Below are 21,433 nucleotides of genomic sequence, written 5' to 3' on the forward strand. Positions count from 1 at the left end.
CTCCAGCATTTCAGCTGCGAACCACCAAAATGTCGAAAAAACGGCAGCTTTGGATAAATACTGAAGGAACAAACGTTTCCGCTGATTGCGAAATCATAGTCGCAATCAACCGAATGAGCTTAAACTGTGAGAACGAAATCGTCCTCAGGGGTCTGTATGGGCAGTAAGTCCCTACCGAAAAACAGTAAGAAACGCTCCTCAATGGAGAAGCTGGGCAAGCAGGGCTGGGAGGCTTTGCAGTCTGGCGATTTCGAACTGGCTTTGACATCTTATTCCAATGCCGTGCAGCTGGCCCAGGACCTGGAAGATCCGGCGGCGTTTGCTGTCTTCATCAGCTACCTGGGTGTCGCCAAACAGAGCTGCGGACGATTAGAAGAAGCGCATACCGATTACAGTCAGGCGGCTCAAGTGGCACGTGACAATCATCTGCCTCAAATCGAAGCACACGCGAATCTGCTGCTGGGCGAATTCGAGCGTGATCGCGGTCACTGCGACGAGGCTATCCAACACTTCATGCAAGCCCTGGACGCAGCATATACCTCCGAAGACAACGTCGGAATGGAGATTTCATTCGGTAATCTCGGTCGCCTCTATCTGGAAAGAGGTTGGGCAGAGCAAGCTTCTGAGTGGTTCAGACACGCACTGGAAGCAAGAGAAGAGACACCGAATCGCTCGTCCTGGCTTGGTAGCCTCGGTCTATCCATGGCAGAGTTGGGTCTCTTCGAAGAAGCTGTCAGCTACTACTCCATCGCCTTTGACGAAGCGCAGGCGCGTGGTGATTACATGACCCAGGCAATCTGCCGAGGCAGTCAGGGCAACGCTTTCTTCGAATTGAAGAGATATCCGGATGCCATTATGTGCTATCAGGATGCACTGCAGCTTTCCGAAGCAGTTGGAGATGGGCGTCGCGTCGGTATATGGGAAGGGAACATCGGCACCACCTGGCTCAAACTGGACAATCTTGATAAAGCGATTGACTGTTGCGCAAAAGCAGTAGAGTTAGCACGGGAGTATAAGGATCCACAGTCGGAAGCGGCTCACCTTGATAGTCTCGGCGATTGCTTCATGGCAAAAGGTGAAGTCGAAACGGCGCTGGAGTACTACGAACAAGCGCTTCAAATCAGCGAAGACATTGATGATAGACAGGGCGAGCGCATTTATCTATCGAACATCGGCAAAGTCTACGAGAAGCGAGAGCAGTTGCAGCCTGCTTTTGAGTGCTACGAGAAGGCGATCAATCTCTTCGACGAGCAGCGTGCTTCGATTAAAGCAGACGATTTGAAAACGAGTTTCGCCAATCGCGGACAAGAACTTTATCGAGACATGGTCAAAGTCTGTCTATCCATGGACAAACGAGTAGAAGCGCTCGAATACGTTGGTCGCGCAAAATCTCGCGCCTTACTCGATCTGTTGAGCAATTCGCCAATCGATATTTCCGAACTGACTGAGAGTCCCGACCAATCTCTGGCTCGATTGATCAGACGCGAATCTGAACTGCGCAGTCAGATTGCTCACTTCGAACGACTCTTCTGGCAAGGTCCACCAGCCAGCGAATCTGGCTCCAGAAGCGCGACTCTGGCGCCCGAAGATTCACAGAAGATTTACTCTGAGTGGAGAGATGTCGTTAATCAACTGCGCCGACGCCATCCCAATTACGCCGGGTTGGTGACTGCCACCACGCTCAATTTCGACGAGATCAAGTCGCTCTGGACAACACCACGTGGAAACGATCCCGAACAATATCAATTGAACCGCAGAACTGCTCTGCTGGAGTTTTACTGGACAGACCAGTACATCGTTTCCGCAGCGATCTGGTACGGGAAGGACGAACCGACCATCCACATCATAGCCAGCGAAGAAGACCGCGAGTCGTTCGACGCTGACCTGGCAAGCTTCCTGGAAATGTCAGCGACCGAAGGTTGGGAAGTGCCAACAAGTTTGTGCAAACGCTTATACAACAAGCTGGTGGCGCCGGTGATGGCAGGCATTCCAGAGTCGATAGACAGATTGCTGATTGTTCCACACTCCAGCCTGCACCATCTTCCTTTTGCCGCATTGCATGATGGAAAAGGTTTCCTCTGCGAACAGTATTCGATAAGCTACCTTCCCACTACAAGTTTGATTCCTGTTCTCGCAAAAGCGAATCGCAACACAGCCGCTGAAGGGAACAAATACCTGGTCTCTGCGATCAGCGATTACTCCGCTACCAGACGAGAGGGCTTGGTGTTCAGCTCGAGATTGCGCTCTGCTGCTGGTCTCGAAGACTTGACCTACACCATGGAAGAAGCACAAAACATTTTCTCTCAAACATCAGACGCAAAACTGCTTACAAACGATGAAGTGAAACAATCATTGCCGGAACTATTCAGTCAATATTCGGTAGTGCACTTTGCCGGGCACGCGGTCTTCAATCCTGAAGAACCGCTTGCATCAGGACTCGTCCTTGCCGACGGTAGCATTTTGACAGCGGCGGCAATTCTGCAAGGCAACGCTCTGCGAACAGATCGCGGAAAACTTCTTGTGCTGTCTGCATGTCAAACAGGCGTGAACAAAATCACAGAAGGCGGCGAAATTTTAGGATTGGCGCGCGCTTTGATGTACGCAGGCATGCCGAATCTGGTCCTCAGCTTGTGGGAAGTTGCAGACAGGTCCACAGCGGAATTGATGCAAGAGTTTCACAAAAATCTTGCTCCGGCAGAAACTGGCAAACAGTTGCAAATTGCAGACGCTCTGCGCGAAACTCAACGTGCCGCCGCTAAGGCTGGTCAACCAGTGCATGCGTGGGCTCCGTTTGTGCATCTGGGTATTGATTGAGACCAATCTCGACCTCACATTTCCTCCACAACCCATTGTTATGTTGGAGATGGAGGACGGAAAAATGTTTCATAAATACGACTTTGGCACGGCCAGCCAGATCACGAGTAGACGCTGGACAAACGTACAACTCGAACCGGAAGCGCCGCAACAAGTTCCTCTTGCCGCCAAAATTGTTCTTCTCGAAATTGTCGCGATCGCAGGGTTATTGATCGTTCCTCATTTTTTACAAAATGCCACACGTCTATCTGAAGATGGTCGAGGCAAATTGCTGCACTTATCTCACAGTCATAAACATGCACAACACAAGCTCAGTGCGCACTTACACCAAACAGACAGACGTGTGGGCTAGACCCGCAGATGCGTCAATCAGCTCAAGATGAGTAAATTGACAATCAGGGGCACGCACTTTTACCTCTGTTTTGTCGTAAACTCTCAACATGCCGATTACTGATGACTCCAAAGAAAAACTGAAACTGCGCCTTTCAAAAGCGATTGGGCATCTCAACTCCGTCTATCGGATGGTCGACGAAAAGCGCTACTGCATGGATGTTTTACATCAGCTCAAAGCAGTGCAGGCGGCACTGGACAAGACAGCAGAAGTAATGCTGAAACAGCATCTCGAAACTTGCGTCGTCGATGCTATCCAAAAACAAGATTCGGCTCGTGTCATCGAAGAGCTAATGCAAGTTTTCCGCAAAGCGCCAGAGCTTTATGTTCCAGACGTTGATTCGATTGAACTTGATTTAACCACCCCGGCCAAAAAAGAGTGCTGCCATTAATCCTTCTGGAGTTTGATCATGCAACCATGCTGTTCTCATCATATTCTTGAAACGATGATGCAAAGCCTACCAATGCTTTCTGTGGCTGTTTTTGCCATAGTTCGCTATTACAAAAGATTCGAACAAGCTGTGCTGGTGAAAGCTTTTAGAAAGCAGAAAGCGACTAAGTAGTTAATTACGAACAGTTACCAGCAACATTCTTGAACTCAGGCTGCGTATAATTCGGACTCAGGCTGCATGCCAATCCGGACTCAGGCTGCATACCAATCCAGGCACTCAGGCTGCATGCCAATCCGGGTGGCATCGAGTGTCATCAGGCTGACTGTAACTGTGTTTCAGCTTGACGTAATCGCCTGACTCACTTTTGAGTTTGTAGATGTGGTTCCCATTTTTCGCAGCTTCCGTCAAAATCGCAAATTTAATAGACTCGTTGTCCATGCCTAACTACCACCGTGCCTTCCCTCTAGAAAAGCAGCGACATGACAACCGGCTTAAAAGTTCCGCTCATGCCGAAACTTCGTTGGCGCCGCGTCTTAAAAATCAGCTAGTTGATGTTCCAGGGAGTGGCGCTGACATTGACCATGTTAACGGGATGCTGCGACTTCTGACCGCCGTAATTGATTGCTTCTTCGATTTCATGAATCATGTGACCGTTCATATGACCCAACGAACCTAGAGCGACCATGCAAAGAGCTGCAACGCAGCCCAAACCCAAGGCATATTCGACCATGCTCTGGCCTTTGGCACTTCTTGATCTCATTTCATTCCCCTTGTGAGTAACGGGCAAATTCTAACGAGCGCTCCAACACGTTTAAAGCTAAGCCCCGGGAGGGGATAGGCAAACGCTTTGCAACCACCAGGACGTCGGTTCAATCGACAGAGAAGAAACCGTATATAGTGGCACTGCGCATGAAGCAACCGCGATTAACTGCTCGTCGCGGCCCAATTCAGAAGTCGCTAACGGAGAATCGCAGTCATTTCCACCAGTGAAATAATATCGCTAGCCTCAATATGGAAGAAGTGGGAGAATTAGTGGGATTGCTCCACTGAAATGACGCCAAGTTTTGAAAACAACTACTAAACAGAAATACCTGGCTACCTTAATCGTCTGCATCTTTAGCTTGTCGCTGTGCGCATGTACACAAAAACAGACCAGTGCCGAAATATTTGCCAGCGGCGTCAAATACTACAACGATCGAAATTACGTTCAAGCAGAAAAAAAGTTTGAAGAGTCGTTGAAACTCTTTATGGAAAAAAACCCGACATCGCCCGATGTGTGCAGTAACCAGATGTATCTGGCAAACACAAAATGTGAACTCGGAAAGCTTAGAGATGCAGTCGAGATGCACAAAACAGCGATAGCTTCGATGATGAAACAGTACGGAGCCGATAGTGAGCAAGTTGCAGATGCTGAGTTGCGCCTGGGCATCGACTACTACACGATGAACGACAAGAAGTCCACCAAAGCCCATTACGAAAATTCTCTGGCTATACTGAAAAAGCACCTTCCCGCAACGAAAATCAAAGTTAAACAGTTGCAGTCGAAACTTAAGGCTTTAGCCGACAACAAATAAAAGGGAAGGGAACCCTGATGACGTTTCTCGCAGGCACATCTAGGGCTGCAGAATCCTGATATTGCTTGCGTTCACACGCCGGACACTTTCCGGGTTCAACATCAGTCTTAGAGAACAAGTAAACGGCTGAGTCGTCCCGCACTAAGGAAGTTTCCTAGATATGGAATTGAAAAGAATGAATCCCAAGCCCGAGCTGTCGGCTGTAGCAACAGCAGTCCGCCCCATCAGACCTTGCGCCTCCACCTTGATGCAGTCACGTGATTGGTACACGGGAAAGGTCCCTGAACACGGCAGTTGCCCGGGTGTAGACCAATGGGGAAAGATTCATTCACTACCGATCCCGAACCTGGCAACGTGCACCAGGCAGGAAGTTCAAGACTACTTCGACAACTCATGGACATTGACGGAAGTAGTCCTCTCAGGGCTGGCATCGCCTGAGGTTTTCTATCGTGTGCCTTACCATGGACTGCGTCATCCGCTAATCTTCTATTACTTGCACCCGGCGGTGCTGTACGTCAATAAGCTGCGCCTGGGTGGCTTGATACCAGGTCCAGTCAATGCAGAATTTGAAAGTCTGTTTGAAACGGGCGTAGATGAGATGTCGTGGGACGACATGTCAAAGAACACTATGCAGTGGCCGGAGCTGTATCAGCTTCACAACTACCGGAAACAGGTTTATCGGCTCATCTCAGATCTGATTGCAACGAGACCAGAACTCGACGAAGGTCACTCACAGGTCACTCCTGAAGACCCAATGTGGACTCTGTTTATGGGTTTTGAGCACGAGCGGATTCATATCGAGACGTCATCGGTACTGATACGCGAGTTGCCCATTGAGTGCGTTCGGAAGCCGGACGCCTGGCCGGAGATGATTCTTGGCACCGGATCTGGTGACGCCTCATTTCCACCGACGGCAGGCGTCGACTTCCAACCTAGTAAGATGTTGTGCATCGAGCCCGGTGATGTCACCGTCGGCAAAAGACATTCCGAGCCATACTACGGATGGGACAACGAGTATGGTTCACGAACATCCAGCGTAAGCGCGTTTGCAGTCTCCCAAAACCTGATCAGCAACGGCGAATTCTACGCATTCGTCTCATCAGGAAGTTACCTGGAACCGAGGTTTTGGAGTGAGCAGGGATGGAAATGGCGTTCGTTCAGAAACACCAAATTTCCGACGTTCTGGAAGCTCGACGGTCCAGCCGGATTGCATCGATACAAGCTCAGAACTATCTATGAGCTGATCCCAATGCAATGGTCCTGGCCCGCTGTCGTCAATTTCTACGAAGCAGAAGCATACTGCAAATGGAGGAACGAACGAGAAAAGAGCGAAAGTGGAAACGAAGTCAACTTCAGATTATTGACTGAAGCTGAGCACTATCGATTACGCGACCGCGCAGGTAACGTCACCGCTGACATGGCATCGAGCAAGCGGCTGAACTTGAATCTCAGCTCCGGCGCAGAGAGTCCAGTCGGAATGGACCTGAACGACATCGATTCGGATCGCGCCGGCGACCTGTTCGGAAACGTATGGCAATGGTGCGAGGACCACTTCAATCCGCTGCCAGGCTTTGCAGTCAACAAGTACTACGACGACTTCAGCGTGCCGTGCTTTGATGGCGAGCACCAGATGATCGTAGGCGGCTCATTCATCAGCACAGGCGATGAAGCGACAGCCTGGGCTCGCTTCCACTTCCGTCCGCACTTCTTCCAACACGCAGGGTTCAGAATCGTGTCCAGCACCGGTGATGGTGCAGTGACGAAGCTCGGAGCCGAAGAGAGCAAAGTGAATCCTTATGAAACAGAAGCGATTTTGAACGAATACCTGACGCTGCACTTCGCACCAGCCGAAGTTCAAATGCCATTCAGCTTCATCAGTCGAGAACTGACTGAATTCCCTCAACGGTGCGCAGAGCTGGTAATGAAGTGGACCGAGAAACTCGGCATCACGCCGGAAAAGGCATTGGATGTAGGCTGCGCAGTGGGCGGTTCTTCCTTCAAATTGGCAGAAAAATTCGAGCATGTCACAGCGGTCGACTTGAGTCAGTCATTCATTGAGGCTGCGAAAAAACTGCAATCTGAAGGTTCGCTGCAATACAGCTGCCGCACGGAAGGAGAAAAATTACTCGACCTGGTGGCGAGAGTTGACAGGTCATCCGCTGAGAAAGTTGAATTCAGGCGCGCCGACGCTTGCGCATTGCCGCCGGAATTTATAGATTTCGATGCAGTATTGATGGCAAATCTGCTCTGTCGACTACCGAGCCCGATGTCCTGCCTGTCACGTATGAGCGGACCGCGGGGTATTGTGCGGAGGGGTGGAATCCTCGTGCTGACGACGCCATTTACGTGGATGGAGAACTTCACGCCGAAAGAGCTATGGTTCGGAGGGCAGGCCGACGCTGATAAATCCTCGGAAGAATCATTGATGCAACGAATGGAAGCAGAATTCGAGTTGCTGGAAAAATTCGACATGCCACTGCTTATCAGAGAGCATCAGCGCAAATATCAACTTATATCCGCACTCGCTTCTGTCTGGCGACGGAAGTAGCGCAACGCACCGATAGTCCCATTGAGCCATTGATGTATGCCACCAATGGCTCAATGGTCAGGTAGGGTGTTCGCTTGCAGTCGCAAGTACGGGCGTCATGTCTCCCGATGCTCCGGACTCAGTCCCAGCCCTTGACCCTTAGACGGCAGTCTGACCGGCTAAAAGTTCGCCAGCGGGGTTTCCAAGCGTTGCCACAATTTTGAGAAAAAGTCGAATTACTATGACTGTGTTGGGACCAATCATCTCTCAATAAAAGATGGTTCCAAATTGCCCGATTGAGTCGATGCAGTATACCTGCCGATTTACTAGAGACCAAACTGCACGTTAGCCCTCCAAGCCAATACGCATCATGCTTCGTTCTGCATGGTCTCGATTGCCTGCCGCCTAACCCGATTTTTCGAAGGAGATCAATATGTCGACTTTAGATGCAAGCGCCGAAGCTACAAGAATCGCCAATCTGGACCGCCAAACCGGCAAGGGTGCTGAAGCCGCCTCTGCTACGCTCGCCGCCGACTACAACAATTATCTACAAGAGCATGGCAACGATACACAAGCCGCACAAAAGTGGCTGAAGGACACCACCGCTGAACTTGCCAAAGCAGGCGTTTTACCAGACATCGCAATCGGCGTGCTCAGTAACGAGAAAGACAATCTCAGTTCTGATGGAGACAAAATCACGCAGCACGACATCATTCACGACAACTTCTTACTATCAGGCAGCACCGGAGCTCAACAATCATTCGACGCAGTCTTCACTGACATGCTGGCCAACAATACAAATGGAATTACAGACCAGGTAAATGAAGCTCTTGGCTCGAAGAACGGCACATACACCGAGGGGCAGTTCAACGATTTCGCAGAAAACCAGGCAGAAGCCGCTCAGAAATTGGATGCGCAGAATGCAAGCCGCAAGACGGATGCTGGACTATTCGAAGTCGTACCAGGAACCAATATGACAGTGCTGCAATACCTCGACATAGCAGCTCGTGGTGGTGACGGTGATGGAAAAATCGGCAGAAGCGATCTCGATGCAGCACTGGCCAATCCTGTACTTTCCGAGACAGCCAGAGCGTCCATTGAAGCCCTCAAACAACAACTTCATGACGAAGATTGGAACACCCGCAGTATCACAGACATCCTCAAGCAAGATGGTGTCGCTGTTGATGGCTCGCCAAAGGACGGCGCTGGATTCTACGATAAGTCGGTAACTGCGTACAAGCAAGCCAATTCAGATTACCAGGCTATTCAGGAGATGCCGGAAGCGCCGGCGGAGCAACCAGAAGCTACCAGCGCGCCAGCCAGCACAGTGACTGTTAAACGAAGCTAGAGAAAGAGCCGAAGCTAGAGAACTAGCGACAACTCGACCAAAGTTTCAGAGAGAGCAGGAACCAGCATTCACTAGGAGTGCTGGTTCTTCGCATTTTGCTGTTCCAGAGTTTTACTCGGAGTGCTGGTTCTTCGCATATGGCTGCATCAAAAGCTCGATGCTGGCACCTTGCTTGCCTTCATCTTTAACAAAAATGTCGGCTGCTTCGCTTTGCTGATAGTCTACGTTGATATTCTGCGGAGCATTCATGTCTTTGCCGATCCGCACTTTCTCAAAGGAAACGTGCCAGCGCGGAACATCCTTTTGATATTTAACACCACGCAAAATTTGCAGCATTGTCCAACCGCGATCCTTTATCAAAGGATATTCACCATTTTCCTTCGGAAACTTCAAAGACCCTATTTTAGACACTTCATTCGTGTCTAAATTTTCAATCGAGAGGTCATACCATATGCCGGCATCATCGCGATCGCCTTGCGATAAACGCACTCGGTAGCGATGCGCGCCCCACGGATATAGACGCCGAATCCCAATGAAGGGAGTGTCGGGGTTACCGTCCGCGAAACCACCCGGCAAGACTATACGCGCATCAGCGGGATCCATTTTGCCCCAGCGTGAATAAATCAGACCACGACCTGGTGATATGGGTTTATGCGGATCATGCACATGCGTTTGAAAGCCAAAGTAAAAGTGGCTCTTACCAATAGAACCTTCGTAAAGTCTCAAAAACAAAACCGGCGTTTTGGGAAGTTCATCATGGAAATTTATATCAAAGGTTAGATCGCTGAATTCCTTCTGCGGCAAACGCCAATCAAGCCGAGCTGGTTGATTGGTGCGCAACGGCTCACGATCCTCAAAATGCACCGCTGCTGGAGCAAGGGTTAAAATATCGGGTTCATTGGTCTTACTGGCACCACCAGGAGACGGCGCGGTTGTTCTCGGCGACTCACCACCAGCTGATGGACCCGATGACGTAGACGTAGACGATGGCGTAGACGATGGAGTATCCGAATAACCGCCAGATGACGTAGCCGATCCAGTTCCCGTCGATGCTATGGACTTTCCGCTCCGGCCTTGATTCGAATTCATTTGCTGGTAAAGCAACACTGACGCACCAATCGCATAAACCACGGCAACCGCACAAACACCATACAGGAAGCCGCGTGATTTGTAGAAAGGACCATCAGATTTGGACCGTCCGGCAGACCGACCAATGTCTTTTCCCAACCAAACCAGTTTGAGATCTCGACGCAGGTCATCCATCGTTTGATATCGGTCTTCAGGCTTCTTCTGCAAGCATTTCAACACGAGAGTCTCGAAGCTGCGCGGAATGTTCAACTGCTTGAACTCCAAACTGAAAGGCGCAGGTTCCTCATTTAAGTGTTTGAAAATAGTCTGCACAGGATTCTCACCTGCTAGCGGCGGCTTGCCGGTGACAAGCTCGTACATGACACATCCCAGTGAATAAATATCGGAGCGCACATCAAGCGGATAGCCCATGCACTGCTCAGGACTCATATAGAGCGGGCTGCCAAATATTTCGCCTGTCTGAGTTACACGCTGCGTGGTTAAACCGCTTTCGGACTGAACTTTAGCAATGCCAAAATCGATCAGTTTTACGAAATCGAAGTCAGGTCCGGCATTTGTAAGAATGATATTTTCAGGCTTCAAATCACGATGGATGACTCCATGCTCGTGCGCGTATCCGACAGCGGTGCTTATTTGCAGGCAAATTGCCAGAGCGCGCGGTATGTCTAAAAAGATCTCCTTCTTGAGTAAGTCGGACAGGCTATCGCCTTCAATGTAGTCCATCACCAGATATGGTGCGCCATCATCGGTGCGCCCGTAGTCATACACAGTCGCCAAATGAGGATGTGAAAGCGACCTGACAGCTTTCGCTTCTTGCTCGAATCGCTTCACGCTTTGTTCGTTCGTAGCAAACTCTTTACGCAATAACTTTAGCGCCATCATTTTGTCGAGCACACTGTCAGCAGCTTTGTACACAGTGCTCATGCCGCCTTCGCCAAGTACTCCGAGCAGTTGATAGCGCTCGCCGATATTTCGTCCAACATTTCCGTCTGCAGGAAGTGGCTCTTTTTTCGAACTAACCACAGATTGGTCCAAAGTCTGGTAACCCGAGTCAGCAGCAGCGCCATCATCGAAGCGAGTGCCTGCCGCAATTCCAGCGGATCCAACAGTTCCTGTGGTTCCTACAGTTCCTGTGGTTCCGAAATCTCCGGTGGAACCGACGCCCCCAGCAGTTCCGGCACCTCGGGCAGTTCCATCCCTTTTGTTCTGCTCGTCGGCGCAGCTGCAGTACTTCGCAGCGTCCTTCGGGCTCGGCACGGATTCTTCGCCAAAGATCCAGCCTGTCAATGAGCCACGATTTTTGGGTCTGAACGGCTTGCCACAAAGGTCACAGTCAAGCTTGACATGTACCTTCTTAGATTCTTTCGCGGTGGTGTCAGTGGGTTCGGGCATTAATAGGCGACTTGCGGTTAGGAATCATTCAAAATAAGCGGGCCAAACAAACGAGATTCCTGCTCAATCATACCCGTTGCAAAGCATCCAACGTGTGTTGATAAACTATCATAGATAGCCCATAGCCTAAATTCATGAGCCAACCCAGTGCAGACCCCGCGAAACGAAGAAGCAGCCCTCGACGCAAAATCTAGATTTGGATTGCTCTGCGAAAGTCTTCCAGTCGGTCTCCTGGTCATCGACTCCGACGGAATTATTCAGCTCACAAATAGAAAGACAGCAAAAATTCTTGGTATCAAACGAGAAGATTGGGTCGGCTGCAGCCTGCTCGACCTCTTCGAAAAACAGGGATCGAAGTCGTTCGACACTTTTTTCGAGGAAGTGAAAAATCGTGGTGGTTCAATTGAACTCGAGTCTAAAGGCGGCACTGCGCTGGACGATCCATCAGGCAATACACAGAGCATTCCAATCGAATTGTCACTGAGCGACTTTCCGATTGCCGCAAACAATAAATTGCTGCTCGCAACAGTGATGGATATAACCGAGCGACGAGAATTCCAACGATTGAAGCAAGAGCTAATCGCAATGGTCAGCCATGACATGGCAACACCGCTCGCTAGCGTGCAACTGGCATTAGAATTCATTGCCTCAAAAGAACTATCGGAACTAACCGAAGGCGATTTAAACTTAGCCAAAAAAGCTGAGAAGAGCGTAGCGCATCTAGTTAAACTCGTTGACGACCTTTTGACTGTAGAGCGCCTGGAGTCGGGCAAAATCGACCTGGTGCCAGAATGGTTCTTGGCTGGTAGCTTACTGGAGGAATCGGCAGAGCTGCTGCAAGATTTTGCGGTGTCGAAGCAAGTAACAATTGAATGCGAGCCGACAGAACTGCGTGTCTATGCCGATCAGAGCAGGCTAAAACAAGTGGTGATGAACTTCCTGTCTAATGCGATAAAATTTTCGCCACCAGATTCAGTGGTATCCCTTTCCGCATCATCCACTGATATCGGCGTCCGCTTTTCCGTCGTAGATAGAGGACGAGGCGTACCAAGCAGCGAACAGCAATTGATTTTTCAACGTTTCCATCAGGTAGAAAAAGACGACGCAAAGAAGAAAGGGGGACGCGGTCTCGGATTGGCGATCTGCAAAGCGCTCGTCGAAGGGCACGGAGGACAAATCGGAGTGATTAGCGAAACTGGCAAGGGCAGCACATTCTGGTTTACTATTCCAAACAAAGAAGAGCCCGGCAAATAAACATCAAAGGCAGCTCGGAGATCCCATGGCGAAGATTCTGGTAATTGAAGACGAAAAGGAAATGGCTGAAACGGTTGCGCACGTGCTGCGAAGCGAACACCATGTTGTAGAAGTGGCGCTCAGCGGCAATGACGCGCTCGACAAGCTGCGAGTCAGTCAATACGATCTGCTTATTCTGGATTTGAACCTTCCCGGCACTGATGGGCTGGAAATTTGCAAAACCGTGCGCCATCAGAAACGACCCGTATCAATATTGATGGTCACAGGACGCAAAACCCTGGAAGAAAAAGAGAGAGGGCTCGACCTCGGTGCAGATGACTATCTGACCAAGCCTTTTCACTTGAAGGAGCTGCAAGCGCGGGTGCGCGCGCTATTGCGACGGGTGCCCACCGACAATTCTCATCTGGTTACGATTCACGACCTGTCGCTCGACCGCAAGCAGCACATAGTAACCAAAGGCGGTGCCGTGGTTAAACTTCTGCCGACAGAATTCGCGCTGCTCGAATTTTTTATGACCCATCCAGATCGTGTTTTTACCTCGACGCAAATCATCGAACAAGTCTGGCCCCAGGACACCGACGCTACTGACCGTGCCGTTACCAGTTGCTTGAATCGACTGCGCTCCAAACTCAGCGACGGCGAGAAATTCGACTTAATCGAAACGCTATACAACGAAGGCTATCGAATGAGCTCGTCGCCAAATAAAGCTCAGGGATCTTAATACTGAGTAAACAAGTCGACGGCGGGCCAGTCAGTTACGTCCGAAAGTGCTTGATGCATTGCTTTCATCGCCGAAACAAGCACGTTCGGCTTTTCGCTAATTCCAGTACCATTGAAAAACACGACCCAATCTATATTATTTGGCAAATGCTCGATGTATGTGTGAACACCGGGAACTCCACCGTTCTTGGCAAATTGCACACCTTCAGGTGAAGTTTTGACCGAATCCCAACCAAGTCCGAATGTACTTCCATTCTCACGCACGGGAACCGGGGGTGGTACCGGAGCAACCATCGTATCGAAACTGGCTTTCGAGAGAAATGGCTTGGTTCTGGTGCCATCGACAGCGGTCAGGAATTTGCTCATATCTACGACTGACGACTCCCAACTGCCAAGCGAACCCGTCAACTCACCATTCGGATGCCCACCGGGCAGAGGTTTGAGCATAGGCGCATAACGGTGCGCCTCATTTGCTAAATAGCGGCCCCTTTCAGGTTCAAGACGATTGCCACGAATTCCCATCGGAAACATCACGTGCTGATTAACGTAACTTTCAAAATCTTGACCCGATGCGTGTTCGATTACACTTTTAAGGGCGCCGAACTGGAAATTTGAATAATGGCACTCCGTTCCCGGCGCATAATCTAACTGTTTGTTAGCCATGACGAAGAGCAGCAGCTTTTCAAACTCAATTGGTCCTCTCGCCGTCAAAGAATTGAATGTTTCTTGATCGTAGCCGACAAAATCAGAAGCCCATCCGGCTGAATGGTGTAAAAGTTGGCGCACTGTGATGTCGAAAACTCTGCGGTCCAGAACATTTTCCAGCCTGGGTTTACCGAGTACGTTGTATAAGGTGTCATCTAGATTCAGCTTGCCTTCATCTACCAGACGCAAGGCCGCTACGCCGGTCACAGCTTTGGTCACACTGGCGAGACTCATGTATGTGGTCGGTTCAAAAGGGCGGCGGTTCTCGAGTTCAGCGAATCCATAACCGCGCGCGAATACGAGCTTTCCGTCTTTGCAGATAGCTAGCGCGCCACCGGGAACGTTGTAGTTCTGCAGCAGACTTAGCATTATCTGATCGAATTGCTGTAGCGGCGCGCCACCGCTTGCCTGAGGTGCCTGCGCGAAACAAATCGAAGGCAGGAAAAGCGCAATGACAAAAATGCTAACAGCCCGAAATGCCACGGAATAAAGGATGCGCATTTTTGATCCAACGAATCTACAAGAACGCTCTATTTTACGCCCAAGAAAACGAAGGATTTATTACGGGCTTTCAAGAGGTTGAGTGACCGGAAGCACCCAGCCTGATGAGCCTTTCAGGCATCCCTTCATGTTAAATGCCGTTAATGCGGTGGTACATTAGTATCAATCTCCGCAGGAGCGACAATTTCAGTCAAATGTCTCAACCTAAATGGCGTCAACGCCGCACTCTTAGTACTGCAGCTCAATTTCTTTCTATGTCAGTCTGGATAGGTGTTTGCCAGAACGCAGCACAAGCCGAACTGCAAGGTGGAACGGCAGCCAATTCGCTTTCAGGCGGGACTAGCCAGACCACACTCACAGGTGGAACTAATCAGACTGCACTAACCGGTGGAGCGAACCAGACAACTCTGACAGGCGGAGCCAATCAGACTGCACTAACCGGTGGAGCGAACCAGACAACTCTGACCGGGGGAACCAACCAGACAACCCTCACAGGTGGAACGAATCAAAGCTCTCTTTCAGGCGGAGCGGCACAGACTTTGCTCAATGGTGGCTTGAAAGTCGATGCAGTACCATCAGGAGCGGATCAGAATCTACTTAAGGGCACCGGAAAAGCTGGCACTCTATCTGGTGGCACACCCCAAACTCAACTGAATGGGAATACCTCATCGACGACATTGTCAACCGGTGCTCGACACACGGCGCTGCAGGGTGGTATCAAAGATGATGCCTCTCTAAACCCTTCGCTGAAACTACTCAAACCCGCTACGGAAAAGGGAAAACCACTGCTGCCTGGTGGAGGAACTTTTATACCGGGACAGGTAACACAGATTTCCGGACACACAAGTTCAGGACCTCTGTCACCAATATTGCAACCATCCTCCGCTCAGCCCGGAGTTTATCAACGCACCATGAGCGGCACGATCGCTCCAATTTCCACTTACACCATGACTCGAAGCAACAGTCGAGTCTGGGTTGCACCAGGCTATGAGGTGACTCCAGCCAACACCAGCCGCAGTACTGACTATGTACCGCCGACCAGCAGCTCCAGCTCAGTAATGACTCAGAAAGGCGTTACAACCTGGGCTCCAGGTTTCGATGTGACCAGCATCAGCCAGGTCGCAGGCGCAACCGCTTCGATAGTGGCAGGACACGGTGTAGGCACTGGTATTGCAGCTTATCTGCCCAAATATGAAGTGCACAAGGTGACAGTCACATCGCCACCAATGGCATTTGATCCGGTGACAACAATGCAGAAAGGCGTCACAGCCTTCGCGCCCGGCTACGAAGTTACAGTTATTTCCCACAACAAAGGTGTGGTTAGCTGGACTCCGGGCTATGAACTATCCAAGTTAGTGCAGGGAGCGTACAAAGAAACACTGAGCGGAGTCTGGCATTCCGGTTCTCCAACACCAGCACTGCTGGCTAATCAGGGAGTGTTATCGCAACCGCAGTTCGCAAAAGTTCTGGTCGGTCCTGAGCCAATGGTTGCGACTGGTTTGCTGTTGCCACAACTGAGAGCGCAAGCCGTAGAAAAACTTACCTGGGACGAATGGTACAAACGCGTCGCACGCGCCATATATTGCCGCTGGCAGTATGCTGAGGTGGGTCCTGGTTCCGCGACTCTGCGAATGGTAGTGACGAAAGACCGCGACATTTCCTGTCAATTGATCGATTTCACTCCAGCGCCGGACATCAAACGAGATGTAGCAGCCGAAACGCTGTTCCGCGAAAGCGCAGTAAAAGCAGTTAACATGGTGACGAAATTCGAAATTCCAGACCTGCCACCAATGGATACCGACAAAGTCGTGTTCGATCTGGATCTGAAACGTGTTGTGGATGGACCAATCGGTGTAGATGTTGCCAGCCGCAAGTAATGCTAAAATCTGGCAACAGCCCTTAACCGATGAGTAGAAAATGCCAGAGCCAACGGACCCGCTTCAGCTTGCGAAAAACTTCTCGAACAGAATTTCTCTACTGCCCACAATGGCGCTGAGTTTAGCAGCGGGAGCGATGTGCTTACTGCCTGGAGCGGTGACATTCGCAATCGGAGTAAACGCCCTGGCACCGAGTATGGTGCAAGCGCAAGCAGACCCACTCGACGTCTATGTTAAGGCAGGCATAGATGCCACCCAGCATGCTCAGATAACTGAACTTGCCTCACAGCTCGAACAGACAAACATCGGACGTTCGCATGAAATAATGGACCTGATCAAAGAAATTCGTACTCTGTCGTTGCAGCCCGATCTGGACGAAAAGAAAATTCTCGCCGCCCAAAACAAAATCAATGAACTTCAGGGAGCGATGGCAATTGACAGACTGAAGTTAAATATGAAAGTGCGAAAACTTTTGAACCCGGAGCAGCGCACCAAATTAGTTTCAATCATCCGCGAGCAGAGATCGATGCCGTCTCAGCCATCCACGCAATCTGCATCACAGAATCAAGGACACTTACAGCCGTAAGTTCATCTGAGCCAGTTTTCACAAGGCGTAATAATCAGAGCTCCGGTTAATCAGAGATCCGGTTAATCTAGAGATTCGGCGAATCAGAGATCCGGTCTGTAAGAAACGAAGTGCACAGTAGCAAAGTTTGCACTGTAGTCGACGCGTGAAACAGATCCTGTTGGTACAGAAATGCGCCAAAAATTGTGAACCGACATACCCAGTGCATTTACGAGAATGGCCCTGATAATGCCTGCATGAGTAACGAATGCTACAGTCTGCCCTTCGTAATTTTTGATCAGCGCTTCCAGATTGCCTCTAATCCGTTCACACAAATCCTCGATTGATTCTCCGCCGGGAGGTCGATTTGTGATCGGGTCTTTGGACCACGCAGCATAGATCTCCGGATCATTTTTCTTGATGTCCAGGTAAGTGCGCCCTTCCCATTCACCGACGCGCCATTCATCAAACCCCTGACATATAACAGGAGTCAGATTGCTGGCACCAGATATGATGTCAGCAGTCGCCTGCACTCGCTTTGCAGTATTTGCGACTAGCACATGAGGATTATGCCTTGGAATCCAACGCGAAATAGCCTTCGCCTGCTCGATTCCTTTTTCAGTCAGTCTGGCTGCGGGGTCCGTATAAAGCAGTCCGGCTTCAGTCGCTTCAGTGTGCCCATGCCGAATCAAGAGCAAGGAAGTAATTGCTTCCTCCGGGTGCAGCGGTTCGCTCTTCTTAGAATCGTCAGACAAGACTCAGTTCTCCACGTAGCTAATCAGGTTGACAGAATCCGGCAGTGACCAGCTTCTCTGCATCAGCTGGTTCTTTCCTTCCATAAATGCTGCAAATGTTCAAAAGCTTTTGCACCTGGGAAGCAAGAAGAGGTTTCGGACCACCGAGAACGTGTGCCACAAGCATTGTCTGAGCGTAGTGCTCTACAGTCTCGAGCTTGTAGAATGCGTCAAATATGTCTTTTCCCAAGGTCAATGAGCCATGGTGGTCAAGCAGGATCGCGTCATACTTTTCAACATATTCGCGAACACTGTCAGGAATTTCTGCAGTGCTTGGTGTCGCATACGGTGCTGTGGGAATGTGTCCGAGCGTGCAGACGACTTCAGGCAAAACACATTGCGACAAACTGACACCGGCTACGGTGAACCCGACCGCAGCGGTAGGATGTGCATGAACGACGGCGCGAATGTCTGAACGCCTGTGATAGGCAACCAGGTGCATTTTCAGCTCTGTCGAAGGCTTGAAATCGGAAAGTGAGTTACCATTAATATCTGTGAGAACTAAGTCATCACAATTTAAGCGGCCCTTGCAGGTTCCGGCCGGCGTGGTCAAAATGAGATTATCAGCCAGCCTTACACTGAAGTTGCCTTCAAGACCGGTTATGTAACCCCGTGAGTAGCAAAGCCTGGAAACCTCGACCAGTTCCTCTCTTGCCTGCTTTTCGGAAAGCACAAATTGCAACGGAAAACTCCTTAGAATCTGAAGAAATAAGCAATTCTTTATGACAGGTTATTATATCTAGTAGACTACTATCGAGATGTAAGTAGCCACCTGAATCGTCACAGACTCGGTCGTGGCGGTGGCCCGACAAAGACAGAGACCACAATACTATGCGGTGTCCAGAATGTTCTGAAAGAAATTCCGTTGCAGCGAGAAGTTGCGACGCGTGCGGTCACAAGTTCAAGCGCAAGCCAGTGCCGGTTGCAGTTTGGGCTGGATTGGGCATAGTTGCAACCGCACTGACCTTCTGGGGCGTTGCATCAGCGGTTGTTCCGAGCCTCACAGACCCTTCCAAATCGCTTGGACGTGTTGCTAAAAATTTCCTTGCCGGACCCAAAAACCCCGAGCACGCAACCAAACTCAAGAACGAATTTGATTCTGCGATTAAAGAATTCCTCGTCGCTAACGGCAAAGACCAATCTCCAGAACTAGTAAAGAAACTACAAACAATCCTGGCGTCAGACGCTTTCGAAGTGCATTCGTTTGAATTGCCACGCGGTTTGAGAGTCATAGAGATCGACACGCTTGTGCAAGCTTCAGACTTCGTAGTGCTCAACTCTCCTGCAGGTACAAAAGTTTATACATTGCCTGACTTCGAAGTTTTCGACAGCGCACAAATTCTCAACGACCACGCACGCAATTCGCTGGTATTGATTGGGCACTCCGCGGGTCAGGGCGCACACAGACCACAGGTCAAAGTTTTTGCGTTGCTTCCTGACGATATTCAAGACGAATCTGCCAAAGCAGTGCCAACCATTGTCGGTGAAGGCTCCGCAGCTTTCGCGCCGAACCACAAAGACATAGTTGCTGAGCTCTCGCTATTCTCCATAGGTGCTGCGCAGAAGCTGTTCACGCAACATCAACCAAGTATCGGACGCGGAGAAGAGGAACGAGTCAAGCAAGTCTTGACCTGGAAAGATGGAGCTTACACATCTACCATCTCGAACGGCAAAGGCGCACTTGGAGCACTGTATGCAGTGGCACGATGCATGCAGTCACCAGCCGAAACAGATCGTTATTCAAACACTCTGTCAACCAAAGCAATCAACTTTATAAAGTCGAATGCCATCAAACTAGATGCGCCAAACTTCGTGATTGGAAGGACTGAAGCTCCATCGAAACAGCGCAGAACACCGACAGTAAGCAGATTGCTGACGGGATCTGCCGGCAGCTTCAGAGTTGAATTGCAAAAATCGGGCGACGGAGCGGATGCTCATGTTGTAGCAAGCAACATCAAGAAAACGGATGAGACCGTCCCAACGCCACCACCGGTGAAGCCATCCGAAGTGGTAGCACAATCGACAGCGCCACAGGTGCAAACACAGACAACCAGCACGACGACAGCTCAAAATACAGCACCGGTGACAGTTACGACCGTGCCAGTTCAAGTGGCTGCAATAAACGACCCCACCTTGAACCACCATCAAGCAACAATCGTCGAGAAGAAAGCAGCCGTAAAGAAAGATACCAAGACCGATATTCCAATCGAAGATCGCATCATCAATAGTGCGAAGAACATTCCGACCAACAAAGACGAGGGGACCAAAACCGCTCAGTCCAAGGAAACTAAAGAGTCTAAGGATTCCAAAGAATCAAAAGACACGAAAGATTCGTCCAGCAGCAAAACTTCCAAGACAGCAGACGCAAACCCTTCAACAGATTCCAAGAAAATCGAAGTGGTCGACCCCAAGTCGCATGCAGTGAAGTATCCGGTTGACGAGGCGTTCACCCCATCACTCGAGAAGACTATTGACAGCAACATCAACTTGCGCCGCGGACCAAGCAATGGCTACAGAACACTGGCACACCTGAGACCAGGCGCGAAAGTCGAAATAATCGGCAAGAAGGATGGCTGGTATAAGGTGCGCAGCGGCGGCACCGAGGGCTTCATCGCCATGTCGACCGTGGACATCAAGAGCCCGTCAGCGACCTCAAGCCCGACAAAAACCGACTCTTCGACGAACAGCAGTAAGAACAGCTCGAAGTCAAGTAAGAACAGCAACCAATCGACAGGCACACCTCAGCTGCAAGTAAGCAACGGTCCTTCACGGACAAGCACTGCGCCGGTCAAGACAGCGTCTTCTTCGACTGGAAAGTCGAGCACACCGAAGGAATCATCCTCATCCAAATCAAGCGCCGCCAAAGAGTCCACAGAGCCCTTACAGAAAGGCTTGACGACCGGCACGCTGAACCGCAATCGAACCATTCGCGACGAGAACCACAACCCCATCGGTGTAGCCTCCAAGGGCGCCAAGGTGGTTGTGCTTACAGGTCTCAAAAATGGCAAGTATAAAGTTCAGTTACCGAACGGAAAGACAGGCTACGTGGACAAAGACACGGTTGACGTGGTTAATAACGCGCCTGAATTCGTTCCCTGATATCCGACCTGTGTTATATTTGTAGGCCGGGACGTGGCGCAGCTTGGTAGCGCGGTTGCTTTGGGAGCAATAGGTCGCAGGTTCAAATCCTGTCGTCCCGAGAGTTTCAGCTCTCAGAGCTTTTCATGTAATCACTGAGTAACCATTTGATCGAAGTGCGTCTTTATTCGCTTCGCTCATCCCCTTGTACCAGATTTAATATCAAAGCGCATCCAGACTCATAAATTTGACGTGCGTGAGCTGGTTGCCTGACCCCTCGTCTGCCCCATCTTCGCCTTATAGAGTTTGAAAGACAAAGCCTGTCAGGCTTTGTTTTTTGTTTTGACTGGAGTGGACACGATCTGCCACATTTTCTGCCATGTACTTGAACATTTTGGGTAGCTAAAGTGGAC

16 protein-coding genes and 1 tRNA gene are annotated in these 21,433 nt (G+C 50.3%); 12 read left to right on the forward strand and 5 right to left on the reverse strand.

From position 1 onward, the window contains the following. The first annotated feature begins 156 nt into the window (after positions 1 to 156). The 3 genes from EKK48_28350 to EKK48_28360 all read left to right on the forward strand — a co-directional run bounded on the left by EKK48_28350 (position 157) and on the right by EKK48_28360 (position 3,596). Positions 157 to 2,814: a CHAT domain-containing protein gene (locus EKK48_28350; protein ID RTL35607.1), complete on the forward strand. Its 2,658-nt coding sequence runs from the start codon at positions 157 to 159 to the stop codon at positions 2,812 to 2,814. A gap of 64 nt (positions 2,815 to 2,878) precedes the next feature. Then, complete coding sequence (locus EKK48_28355) at positions 2,879 to 3,166, forward strand: hypothetical protein (GenBank protein RTL35608.1); 288 nt, start codon at positions 2,879 to 2,881, stop codon at positions 3,164 to 3,166. 88 nt (positions 3,167 to 3,254) lie between these two features. Next, complete coding sequence (locus tag EKK48_28360) at positions 3,255 to 3,596, forward strand: metal-sensitive transcriptional regulator (protein ID RTL35609.1); 342 nt, start codon at positions 3,255 to 3,257, stop codon at positions 3,594 to 3,596. 544 nt (positions 3,597 to 4,140) lie between these two features. Here EKK48_28360 and EKK48_28365 read toward each other — a convergent pair. Next, positions 4,141 to 4,356 (reverse strand): hypothetical protein, encoded by a 216-nt coding sequence (locus EKK48_28365; protein ID RTL35610.1) that lies wholly within the window; start codon positions 4,354 to 4,356, stop codon positions 4,141 to 4,143. A gap of 304 nt (positions 4,357 to 4,660) precedes the next feature. Between EKK48_28365 and EKK48_28370 the strand changes: the two genes are divergently transcribed. The 3 genes from EKK48_28370 (at position 4,661) to EKK48_28380 (ending at position 9,045) form a co-directional block, all read left to right on the forward strand. Continuing rightward, positions 4,661 to 5,170 carry a tetratricopeptide repeat protein gene (locus tag EKK48_28370; GenBank protein RTL35611.1) on the forward strand — a complete coding sequence of 170 codons (510 nt, stop codon included), beginning with the start codon at positions 4,661 to 4,663 and terminating at the stop codon, positions 5,168 to 5,170. A 160-nt stretch (positions 5,171 to 5,330) separates the two neighbouring features. Then, a complete protein-coding gene (ovoA, locus tag EKK48_28375) occupies positions 5,331 to 7,718 on the forward strand; it encodes a 5-histidylcysteine sulfoxide synthase (protein ID RTL35612.1) in 2,388 nt (795 codons plus the stop codon). 412 nt (positions 7,719 to 8,130) lie between these two features. Beyond that, on the forward strand, positions 8,131 to 9,045 hold the full coding sequence (locus EKK48_28380; GenBank protein RTL35613.1) for a hypothetical protein: 915 nt from the start codon (positions 8,131 to 8,133) through the stop codon (positions 9,043 to 9,045). 111 nt (positions 9,046 to 9,156) lie between these two features. On the opposite strand, the gene EKK48_28385 is transcribed toward EKK48_28380, so the two are convergent. After that, a complete protein-coding gene (locus EKK48_28385) occupies positions 9,157 to 11,526 on the reverse strand; it encodes a serine/threonine protein kinase (GenBank protein ID RTL35614.1) in 2,370 nt (789 codons plus the stop codon). A 147-nt stretch (positions 11,527 to 11,673) separates the two neighbouring features. Here EKK48_28385 and EKK48_28390 point away from each other — a divergent pair, with 147 nt between their 5' ends. Together EKK48_28390 and EKK48_28395 are read left to right on the forward strand one after the other, a co-directional pair. Then, entirely contained in the window at positions 11,674 to 12,780 is a 1,107-nt protein-coding gene (locus EKK48_28390; GenBank protein ID RTL35615.1) for a PAS domain S-box protein, read from the forward strand. Between the two features lie 25 nt (positions 12,781 to 12,805). Continuing rightward, positions 12,806 to 13,501, forward strand: coding sequence for a response regulator transcription factor (locus EKK48_28395; GenBank protein RTL35616.1), 696 nt, complete (start codon positions 12,806 to 12,808; stop codon positions 13,499 to 13,501). On the opposite strand, the gene EKK48_28400 is transcribed toward EKK48_28395, so the two are convergent. After that, positions 13,498 to 14,706 (reverse strand): class A beta-lactamase-related serine hydrolase, encoded by a 1,209-nt coding sequence (locus EKK48_28400; GenBank protein ID RTL35617.1) that lies wholly within the window; start codon positions 14,704 to 14,706, stop codon positions 13,498 to 13,500. The genes EKK48_28395 and EKK48_28400 overlap by 4 nt on opposite strands. Before the next feature lie 254 nt (positions 14,707 to 14,960). Here EKK48_28400 and EKK48_28405 point away from each other — a divergent pair, with 254 nt between their 5' ends. Together EKK48_28405 and EKK48_28410 are read left to right on the forward strand one after the other, a co-directional pair. Beyond that, complete coding sequence (locus tag EKK48_28405) at positions 14,961 to 16,583, forward strand: calcium-binding protein (GenBank protein RTL35618.1); 1,623 nt, start codon at positions 14,961 to 14,963, stop codon at positions 16,581 to 16,583. A 40-nt stretch (positions 16,584 to 16,623) separates the two neighbouring features. Beyond that, positions 16,624 to 17,169, forward strand: coding sequence for a periplasmic heavy metal sensor (locus EKK48_28410; protein ID RTL35619.1), 546 nt, complete (start codon positions 16,624 to 16,626; stop codon positions 17,167 to 17,169). A gap of 83 nt (positions 17,170 to 17,252) precedes the next feature. On the opposite strand, the gene EKK48_28415 is transcribed toward EKK48_28410, so the two are convergent. Beyond that, positions 17,253 to 17,903: a histidine phosphatase family protein gene (locus EKK48_28415; protein ID RTL35620.1), complete on the reverse strand. Its 651-nt coding sequence runs from the start codon at positions 17,901 to 17,903 to the stop codon at positions 17,253 to 17,255. Between the two features lie 19 nt (positions 17,904 to 17,922). After that, positions 17,923 to 18,615 (reverse strand): class II aldolase/adducin family protein, encoded by a 693-nt coding sequence (locus tag EKK48_28420; protein ID RTL35768.1) that lies wholly within the window; start codon positions 18,613 to 18,615, stop codon positions 17,923 to 17,925. A gap of 158 nt (positions 18,616 to 18,773) precedes the next feature. On the opposite strand from EKK48_28420, the gene EKK48_28425 reads away from it, so the two are divergent. Both EKK48_28425 and EKK48_28430 read left to right on the forward strand, forming a co-directional pair. Continuing rightward, the gene (locus EKK48_28425; protein RTL35621.1) at positions 18,774 to 21,041 is read left to right on the forward strand and encodes a hypothetical protein; all 2,268 of its coding nucleotides are present in this window, start codon (positions 18,774 to 18,776) and stop codon (positions 21,039 to 21,041) included. 27 nt (positions 21,042 to 21,068) lie between these two features. Then, a tRNA-Pro gene (locus EKK48_28430) sits at positions 21,069 to 21,142 on the forward strand. The last annotated feature ends 291 nt before the right edge of the window (positions 21,143 to 21,433 follow it).

The organism is Candidatus Melainabacteria bacterium (assembly GCA_003963305.1).
GTDB lineage: Bacteria > Cyanobacteriota > Vampirovibrionia > Obscuribacterales > Obscuribacteraceae > PALSA-1081.

Excerpts from the sequence above, each read along its gene's own strand:
- EKK48_28350 (RTL35607.1), top strand. The coding sequence starts at position 157 with ATGGGCAGTAAGTCCCTACCGAAAAACAGTAAGAAACGCTCCTCAATG.
- EKK48_28355 (RTL35608.1), top strand. The coding sequence starts at position 2,879 with ATGTTTCATAAATACGACTTTGGCACGGCCAGCCAGATCACGAGTAGA.
- EKK48_28360 (RTL35609.1), top strand. The coding sequence starts at position 3,255 with ATGCCGATTACTGATGACTCCAAAGAAAAACTGAAACTGCGCCTTTCA.
- EKK48_28365 (RTL35610.1), bottom strand. The coding sequence starts at position 4,356 with ATGAGATCAAGAAGTGCCAAAGGCCAGAGCATGGTCGAATATGCCTTG.
- ovoA (RTL35612.1), top strand. The coding sequence starts at position 5,331 with ATGGAATTGAAAAGAATGAATCCCAAGCCCGAGCTGTCGGCTGTAGCA.
- EKK48_28380 (RTL35613.1), top strand. The coding sequence starts at position 8,131 with ATGTCGACTTTAGATGCAAGCGCCGAAGCTACAAGAATCGCCAATCTG.
- EKK48_28385 (RTL35614.1), bottom strand. The coding sequence starts at position 11,526 with ATGCCCGAACCCACTGACACCACCGCGAAAGAATCTAAGAAGGTACAT.
- EKK48_28395 (RTL35616.1), top strand. The coding sequence starts at position 12,806 with ATGGCGAAGATTCTGGTAATTGAAGACGAAAAGGAAATGGCTGAAACG.
- EKK48_28400 (RTL35617.1), bottom strand. The coding sequence starts at position 14,706 with ATGCGCATCCTTTATTCCGTGGCATTTCGGGCTGTTAGCATTTTTGTC.
- EKK48_28405 (RTL35618.1), top strand. The coding sequence starts at position 14,961 with ATGTCAGTCTGGATAGGTGTTTGCCAGAACGCAGCACAAGCCGAACTG.
- EKK48_28410 (RTL35619.1), top strand. The coding sequence starts at position 16,624 with ATGCCAGAGCCAACGGACCCGCTTCAGCTTGCGAAAAACTTCTCGAAC.
- EKK48_28425 (RTL35621.1), top strand. The coding sequence starts at position 18,774 with ATGCGGTGTCCAGAATGTTCTGAAAGAAATTCCGTTGCAGCGAGAAGT.